The organism is Streptomyces sp. NPDC002845 (genome assembly GCF_053591955.1).
This window is the reverse complement of record NZ_JBSFUU010000166.1, coordinates 1-6,949: the sequence shown is the minus strand read 5'-3', so window position 1 is coordinate 6,949 and position 6,949 is coordinate 1. Positions and strand designations below refer to the sequence as shown.

Annotated in this window: 8 protein-coding genes and 1 pseudogene; 6 read left to right on the top strand and 3 right to left on the bottom strand. The window is 71.0% G+C overall.

Translation table 11 applies throughout. The features are described from left to right. The first annotated feature begins 196 nt into the window (after positions 1-196). The 3 genes from ACWD3C_RS47460 (at position 197) to ACWD3C_RS47450 (ending at position 3,371) form a co-directional block, all read left to right on the top strand. Complete coding sequence (locus tag ACWD3C_RS47460; RefSeq protein WP_451154871.1) at positions 197-772, top strand: redoxin domain-containing protein; 576 nt, start codon at positions 197-199, stop codon at positions 770-772. A gap of 7 nt (positions 773-779) precedes the next feature. Continuing rightward, entirely contained in the window at positions 780-1,676 is an 897-nt protein-coding gene (locus tag ACWD3C_RS47455; protein ID WP_451154869.1) for a cytochrome c biogenesis CcdA family protein, read from the top strand. A gap of 261 nt (positions 1,677-1,937) precedes the next feature. Further along, positions 1,938-3,371, top strand: coding sequence for a condensation domain-containing protein (locus ACWD3C_RS47450; RefSeq protein ID WP_451154867.1), 1,434 nt, complete (start codon positions 1,938-1,940; stop codon positions 3,369-3,371). A gap of 117 nt (positions 3,372-3,488) precedes the next feature. Here ACWD3C_RS47450 and ACWD3C_RS47445 read toward each other — a convergent pair whose 3' ends face one another. After that, on the bottom strand, positions 3,489-3,938 hold the full coding sequence (locus ACWD3C_RS47445; protein WP_451154865.1) for a hypothetical protein: 450 nt from the start codon (positions 3,936-3,938) through the stop codon (positions 3,489-3,491). 349 nt (positions 3,939-4,287) lie between these two features. Here ACWD3C_RS47445 and ACWD3C_RS47440 point away from each other — a divergent pair, with 349 nt between their 5' ends. From ACWD3C_RS47440 to ACWD3C_RS47430, 3 genes are read left to right on the top strand one after another with little or no spacing between them, the layout of a single operon-like run. Further along, positions 4,288-5,289, top strand: coding sequence for an acyl-CoA desaturase (locus ACWD3C_RS47440; RefSeq protein ID WP_451154863.1), 1,002 nt, complete (start codon positions 4,288-4,290; stop codon positions 5,287-5,289). 31 nt (positions 5,290-5,320) lie between these two features. Then, on the top strand, positions 5,321-5,713 hold the full coding sequence (locus ACWD3C_RS47435) for a DUF5994 family protein (RefSeq protein WP_451154861.1): 393 nt from the start codon (positions 5,321-5,323) through the stop codon (positions 5,711-5,713). Positions 5,714-5,746: 33 nt separating this feature from the next. Then, entirely contained in the window at positions 5,747-5,986 is a 240-nt protein-coding gene (locus ACWD3C_RS47430; protein WP_451154859.1) for a hypothetical protein, read from the top strand. On the opposite strand, the gene ACWD3C_RS47425 is transcribed toward ACWD3C_RS47430, so the two are convergent. Together ACWD3C_RS47425 and ACWD3C_RS47420 are read right to left on the bottom strand one after the other, a co-directional pair. After that, complete coding sequence (locus tag ACWD3C_RS47425) at positions 5,967-6,752, bottom strand: ABC transporter permease (RefSeq protein WP_451154857.1); 786 nt, start codon at positions 6,750-6,752, stop codon at positions 5,967-5,969. The two genes, ACWD3C_RS47430 and ACWD3C_RS47425, sit on opposite strands and share 20 nt — an antisense overlap. Beyond that, positions 6,749-6,949: pseudogene (locus ACWD3C_RS47420) on the bottom strand (ABC transporter); the annotation flags it as partial. The pseudogene ACWD3C_RS47420 and the gene ACWD3C_RS47425, both read right to left, overlap by 4 nt.

The following is a 6,949-nucleotide window of genomic DNA, read 5'->3' as shown; positions in this document are numbered from 1 at the left end:
CAAAAGCCTCAAGGTCGACCGACGCACCTACAAAGCCACCCTCAGCATCAACATCTTGACGCCGACGATCAGCCCGTAACTTCACGGCCTTGGCCCAAAGCCCCCGTCCGGGCAGGACGGCCGTACCGTACCGTCACAGCAGAGCCCGCCCACAGGAGCCGTCGGTCGGCACGTCACCAGAAGTTCAGGAGCCGTCATGCGCACACGCGCCCTCCTCCCGGCCGTACTGGCCGCCGCCGCCCTGTTCACCACCGCGGCCTGCGGATCGGAGACGGGCTCCGGCGGTGACGGCGACGCCGGGCAGGGGCAGCCCCAGACCTCGTCCTCCGCGCCGAGTACAGCCGCTCCCGCAGAAGGCGAAGGCGTCCCCGAGGCGCTGAACTTCACCGCGACCACCCTCGACGGCGAACCCTTCGACGGTACGACGCTGGCGGGGAAGCCCACGGTGCTCTGGTTCTGGGCGCCCTGGTGCCCCACGTGCCGTGGTCAGGCGGCCGAGACCGCGAAGGTGGCCGCCGACTTCGAGGGGAAGGCGAACGTCGTGGGGGTCGCGGGGCTGGACAAGGAGGACGCGATGAAGGAGTTCGTCGCCGACACCGGTACCGGCGACTTCACCCACCTGTCCGACGAGGCGGGCGACGTGTGGAAGCGCTTCGAGATCACCCAGCAGAGCGTCTACGTCATCCTGGACAAGGACGGCGAGCAGGTCTTCGAGGGTGGACTGCCGGCGGGCAAGGGTCTCGCCGACCGCGTGGCCGCCCTCACCGGGTGACCCACCCATGGCCAACGACCTCCCGCTCGCCCTAGCCCTCACCGCGGGCATGCTCGCGGCCGTCAACCCCTGTGGATTCGCCCTGCTCCCGGCGTACTTGTCCCTCCTGGTGCTGGGGAACGACACACCTTCGCCACGCGTCGCCGTCGGCAGGGCCGTGGTGGCGACGGTCTCCATGACCGTTGGATTCGCCGCGCTGTTCGGCGTGTTCGGGCTGGCGGTGCAGCCGGTCGCAGGTCAGGTGCAGGAGCATCTGCCGTGGTTCACGATCGGATTCGGGCTGCTGATGACGGCGGCGGGGGTCTGGCTGCTGATGGGCCGTCAACTCTGGTCACCGAAGGTGAAGCTGGGCCGGGCTCCCACGATGAGTATCCGGTCGGTGCCCTCCATGGCCCTGTTCGGCGCGGCGTACGCCACCGCCTCCCTCGGCTGCACGATCGCCCCGTTCCTGGCCATCGTGGTCTCCGCGTTCCGCAGCGGCTCCACCGCCGAGGGCATCACCCTCTACCTCGTCTACGCGGCCGGCATGGGCCTGATCGTCGGCACGGCCTCCCTGACCGTTGCCCTCACCCGCAGCACGGCGAGCGCCCGGCTGGGCCGGCTGCGCCGCTTCGGCGCCCTCGCCCCGCGCCTGGGCGGCGGCATGCTCGTCCTGGTCGGGGCGTATGTGGCGTACTACGGCTGGTACGAGATCCGCATCCAGCGGGACCCGACGACCACCGATCCCGTCATCGAGGCGGCGGGCACCGTACAGGCCGCGATCGCCGACGCCGTGGACGCGGTGGGCCCGACGGTCCTGGCCGTGGCCCTGGCCGCGCTCCTGATCGCGGGCTGGGCCCACCGGAGGCTCCGCGCCGCACGGATCGGCAGCCGGAGGCGGCCCGAGCCGAAGCCGGAGGGGTGAGCGCGCGACGGGCTCACCCGGGCCCGGTGGCTGCCAGAACATCGCGGTAGTCGGCGCAGGCGGTGTCGCAGGCGACGCAGGCGACATCGGGGCGCGCGTTTCTTCCCCGTCGTCCGAGCGTTGTTCCCTTTGGGTGTCGTGTCGAGCGATGCCCAAGTGGCCTGGCGTCCAAGAGGCATGGAGCCCAAGAGGCATGGAGGTACGGATCGGCGCGGCACGCGGCGGCCTCCCCAGGGCCGGTGAACGGAGAGCCCCGTGCGAATGACCGACATCCAGCGTTGCGAGCTGCGCCCCGGACGTCTCGTGGAGTGGACGTTGCATCCGACGACCGTGGAGGCCGCGAGGACTCTGCCGGACGACGCCCGCCCACCCGCGTACGTACAGGAGTCCCACGTCCGGACGGCACGATCGGTACGCGAGGACGGTCTGTTCGTACCGACCTGGCTCGGTACGGCGTTCGACATCCCGGGACAGGTCGATCTCGACGTCCTTGAGGGCGCGCTGCGGACCTGGACACTGCGGCACGAGACGCTGCGCAGCGGCTTCCGCTGGACCGGCGGCGCCGCCGACGCCGCCGACGACGACATGCGGCGCTTCACGCTGGACGCCGACGCCGTCGAACTGCACCGCGAGGACGTCGGCGACTTCTCCGACGCGGTGACGCTGACCCGGTATCTGCAGGACCGGTTCGACATCGTGGCGAACGCGCTCACCTGGCCGAACTTCCTCTTCACCGCGGTCGTCAGGGACGACGACACGAGTGTCTACATGGCGTTCGACCACACCAACGTCGACGCGCACTCGATCCACCGCATCACCGCCGAGATCCACGAGCTCTACGCGCTCGGCCTCGAAGGCCGCACCGTGGACTCGGCTCCGGCTCCGGCCGCCAGCTACGTCGACTTCTGCGCGGCCGAGCGCGTGGACGCCGACCGGATCGACGACACGCACGCGATCGTGGCCCGCTGGCGGGAGTTCATCGCCCGGTGTGACGGAAAGCTGCCGAACTTCCCCGTCGACCTGGGTCTCGACCCCGAAGGGCCGCTGCCCGCCCAGAAGTTCCTGCACGAGATGCTCGTCGACGACGCGGACGCGGCGGCCTTCGAGGCGTACTGCCGCCCGTACGGCGGAAGCCTGATCGGCATCCTCGCGGCCATCGGCCTCATCGTCCGCGACCTCGGCGGGCAGCAGGTGTACCGCACGGTCGTGCCCTTCCACACCCGGGTGAAGTCCCGGTGGGCGGACTCGGTGGGCTGGTATGTGGGCGGCGCCCCGATCGAGGTCCCCGTGGCGCAGGCCACGGACTTCGACAGCGCCCTGACGATGGTCCGCGCCGCGCTCCGGGAGAACCGGCCACTGTCACGGATGCCCATCGCCCGCGTACTGCGTCTGCTGGGCACCGACTTCCGGCCCACCTCGCCCGACCTGTACTCGATCGTCTCGTACGTCGACGCCCGTGGCGTTGCGGAGTCGGAGCGGTGGGAGGACCTGAAGGCGTACGGGCTGATTCGTGTCTCGTACGGCGATCAGGTGTGCGTATGGCTCACCAGGGTCCACGAGGGGTTGCAGTTCGCCTGCCGCTGTCCGGACAACGACATCGCGTACCGGAACATGCGGCTGTGCGCCGAGCGGCTGCGGGAACGCATCGTCTCGGTGGCCCGGGCCCGGGAAGCCGCCCTGGCCGTACGTATCTAAGTACCTGGTCGGACAGCTGGGTGAGCGCCCAGGGACGGGACGGGCGGGCGCGACCCGGCGTAGCTGCGTCCGCCCCCCCGTGGCTTCCTCGGCATCCTGGAGTGGGCCTGTGGCCGTCTACAGGCGGAGCAGCCGTTGCGTGATCTCCCGGTACTGCCTCAGCGCGAGGCGGAGTTCGGCGGACTGCGCGTCGAGGGTCTGCGCTTCGGCCGCCTGTGCTTCGGCCACCTGCGCTTCGAGGGCCTGCGCTTCAGGGGTCTGCGCCTCGGCGGTCTGTGCTTCGGCGGGCTGTGTTCCGGAGCCCTGGTCTCCCTCTCCCCCTCCCTCCCCCTCCTGCCATCCCGCTCGCAGGGCACGCCGCTGTTCCGCGAGGGCGTTCGCGAGCTGGGCGGTGGCTTCGTCGAAGGCGCTCTCGGCCTCTTCCAGCGCCTGGCGTGGGGCGTCGGCGAAGGTGTTGATGGCGTGCCGGAGGCGCTGGACGATCTTGTCCCGCTCGGCCGACGGGAGCAGCGGCTCCGGCCCCGAGGTGCGGCGTTCGGTGCGGCCCGGGGGCTGGTCCGAAGGCATTTGAGCGCGTGTCTGGTCGTACATCGTCGTGTGCCACTTCCGTTGTGGTGACGATCACCGCGGTGATGACGACGGTGACCCTGCGCCGTGCTGACAGTCAACGTCCGGCGACGGATCGTGTCAACGCGATGTCGATGCGATGTCGACATGAGGCCGACGCCCGACGTGGCGGGGCACACGGTCCGGTCCGCGTCGTTCTGGGCTGTACGGGAGTACCGTGGGTGGGACGAGGGTTCGGCGTGCCCACCCGACAGGGCAATCTCCAGCACGCCGCCCATCCACCAGGGGCAGCCCCTGACCCCGGCCGCACCTCATCCCAGCGGCCTGCATCGAGGTCGAGGAGCCCTGCATGTCTGTCACCCCTGTCACGTCCACTTCGGCTGTTCCGCCGGACCCCGCCGCGTCGCCCCCGGGCTACGACGGCACGTCCCCCTTCCCGCCGGACGGCCCGGCACCCGCGCGCGAGGGCGGTGAGCGGCTGTATGTGACGGTTACGGCGGTGATCGTCGTCCTGCCGTTCCTCGCGCTCGGCCTGGCCGGCTGGCTGCTGTGGGGAAGCCTCATCCATCCCGCCGACATCGTGCTCGCGCTCGTCCTCTACGCGATCACGGGCCTCGGCGTCACCGTCGGCTTCCACCGGGGACTGACCCACGGCGGCTACCGGGCCGTCCGCCCCGTGCGCATCGCGCTCGCTGTGGCCGGGTCGATGAGCTTCCAGGGTGACGTCATCGGCTGGGTCGCCACCCACCGCCGCCACCACGCCTTCACCGACGAGCCCGGCGACCCGCACTCCCCGTACCGCTACGGCACGCATCTGCGCGGCCAGTTGCGCGGGCTGCTGCACGCGCACGTCGGCTGGCTGTTCCGCAACGACCCTACGTCCGCCGACCGGTACGCCCCCGACCTGCTGGCCGACCGCGACATCCGCGCCGTCTCCCGCGCCTTCCCGGCGCTGAGCGTCCTCACGCTCGCCCTCCCCTTTGCCGCGGGCTGGGCCATCGGCGGGACCTGGGTGCACGCGCTGACCGCCCTGCTGTGGGCGGGACTCGTCCGCATCGCGCTGCTCCACCACGTCACCTGGAGCGTGAACTCCCTCTGCCACCTGATCGGTGAGCGCCCGTTCCGCACCCGGCGCCACGACCGGGCCACCAACCTGTGGCCGCTGGCCTTGCTGTCGTTCGGCGAGAGCTGGCACAACCTCCACCACGCCGACCCCACCAGCGCCCGCCACGGCGTGGGCCGCGGCCAGATCGACCCGTCGGCCGCCGTCATCCGCCTCCTCGAACGCCTCGGCTGGGTACACGACGTGCGTTGGCCCACCGCGGAGCGGATCGCCGCCCGCCGCGCCTGACCCCAGGCCGTCCCACAACTTACGGAGCCCTATGGCCACAGCACTGCAACCCCCGGTCCCCTCCCACCCCGTCCTCCGCCTGCGCCTGGCACCCCACGGTGGTGTGTCCCGGCCCATCGACGGGGTGTGGTGGCCCCGTTCGTACGACCTGCTCGCGGAACTCCCGAGGCTGCTCGGCGGGTTGCCGCGTGCGTGGGGCCACATCAGCAGCGTCACGGTCAACGGGGCGAAGTGGTCGGCGGCGCCCGGCCGGATGCTCGTCGTCAACCAGGTCGTACGACTGCGCAGGACCCTGGCGGCATCCGCCCCGCACACCATCGTCCTGCTCACCCCCGACCGGGGGCGCTGGGATCTGCTGGTCGTCCCTCCGGACACGACCGAGGAGGCCGCGGAACCGCTCAGTGCCTGGTTGCGATCCCAGTAGCGCTGTGTGGTGTGAGGGCCGTGGCCTGGGCTGGTGTCTGAGGTTTCGCCGGGGCCGAGGACCGCGGTTGTCCTGGTTCGGGGAGCCGCGGCGCCGGGTGCGGGCACTGGTCGGACGGACGCCCCGTCCGGCCAGCTCTCGGCGTACGGCACCGCCCCGCATACGAACGGGGCGGCGTACACCGACGCGGTGTCGGAGTACGCCGCCCTCGGGCGGGACGAGTTGCGGGAGGCGGCCCGCGCTGTCATGGCGGTTACTTCGGGTCGCGGTTGAACTTCGAGGCCGACCAGAAGTAGCCGAGCACCGCGAGACCGAGGCACCAGGCGACCGCGATCCACCCGTTGTGGCCGATCTCGGTGCCGAGCAGCAGCCCGCGCAGGGTCTCGATGGCGGGGGTGAAGGGCTGGTACTCGGCGATCGGCTGGAACCAGCCCGGCATCCCGTCGACCGGGACGAAGGCGCTGGACAGGAGCGGCAGCAGGATCAGCGGCAGCGCGTTGTTGCTGGCCGCCTCGGCGTTCGGGCTGATCAGGCCCATGCCGACCGCGATCCAGGTGAGCGCCAGGGCGAAGAGCACGAGCAGCCCGAACGCCGCCAGCCACTCCAGGGCCGTGGCGTCCGTGGACCGGAAGCCGATGGCCACGGCGACGGCGCCCACGAGGACCACGCTCATGACCGACTGCAGCACGCTGCCGACGACGTGCCCGATGATCACGGAGCCGCGGTGGATCGCCATCGTACGGAAGCGGGCGATGATGCCCTCGGTCATGTCGTTGGAGACGGACACCGCGGTGCCGATCGTGGTGCTGCCGATGGTCATCAGCAGGAGGCCCGGGACGATATAGGCGATGTACTCGGAGCGGCCGCCGCCGCCGATGCCCGCGCTCATCACGTCGCCGAAGATGTAGACGAAGAGCAGCAGCAGCATGACCGGGGTGAGCAGCAGGTTCAGGGTGAGGGACGGGTAGCGGCGCGCGTGCAGGAGGTTGCGGCGCAGCATCGTGTTCGAGTCGCGGACGGCGAGGGAGAGGGCGCTCATCGGACGGTCTCCTTGGGCTGGTTGGGCTGGTTGGGCTGGTTGGGGACGTTGGCCGGGCCGGTCAGGGCGAAGAAGACGTCGTCGAGGTCGGGGGTGTGCACGGTCAGTTCGTCGGCCTCGATGCCGGCGGAGTCCAGCCAGTCGAGGATGGAGCGCAGCTCGCGCTGGGTGCCGTCGCTGGGGATCTGCAGTGCCAG

What these genes read in the sequence shown, in the direction of transcription:
- ACWD3C_RS47460 (WP_451154871.1), top strand. Translation starts at nt 197, where the DNA reads ATGCGCACACGCGCCCTCCTCCCGGCCGTACTGGCCGCCGCCGCCCTG.
- ACWD3C_RS47455 (WP_451154869.1), top strand. Translation starts at nt 780, where the DNA reads ATGGCCAACGACCTCCCGCTCGCCCTAGCCCTCACCGCGGGCATGCTC.
- ACWD3C_RS47450 (WP_451154867.1), top strand. Translation starts at nt 1,938, where the DNA reads ATGACCGACATCCAGCGTTGCGAGCTGCGCCCCGGACGTCTCGTGGAG.
- ACWD3C_RS47445 (WP_451154865.1), bottom strand. Translation starts at nt 3,938, where the DNA reads ATGCCTTCGGACCAGCCCCCGGGCCGCACCGAACGCCGCACCTCGGGG.
- ACWD3C_RS47440 (WP_451154863.1), top strand. Translation starts at nt 4,288, where the DNA reads ATGTCTGTCACCCCTGTCACGTCCACTTCGGCTGTTCCGCCGGACCCC.
- ACWD3C_RS47435 (WP_451154861.1), top strand. Translation starts at nt 5,321, where the DNA reads ATGGCCACAGCACTGCAACCCCCGGTCCCCTCCCACCCCGTCCTCCGC.
- ACWD3C_RS47425 (WP_451154857.1), bottom strand. Translation starts at nt 6,752, where the DNA reads ATGAGCGCCCTCTCCCTCGCCGTCCGCGACTCGAACACGATGCTGCGC.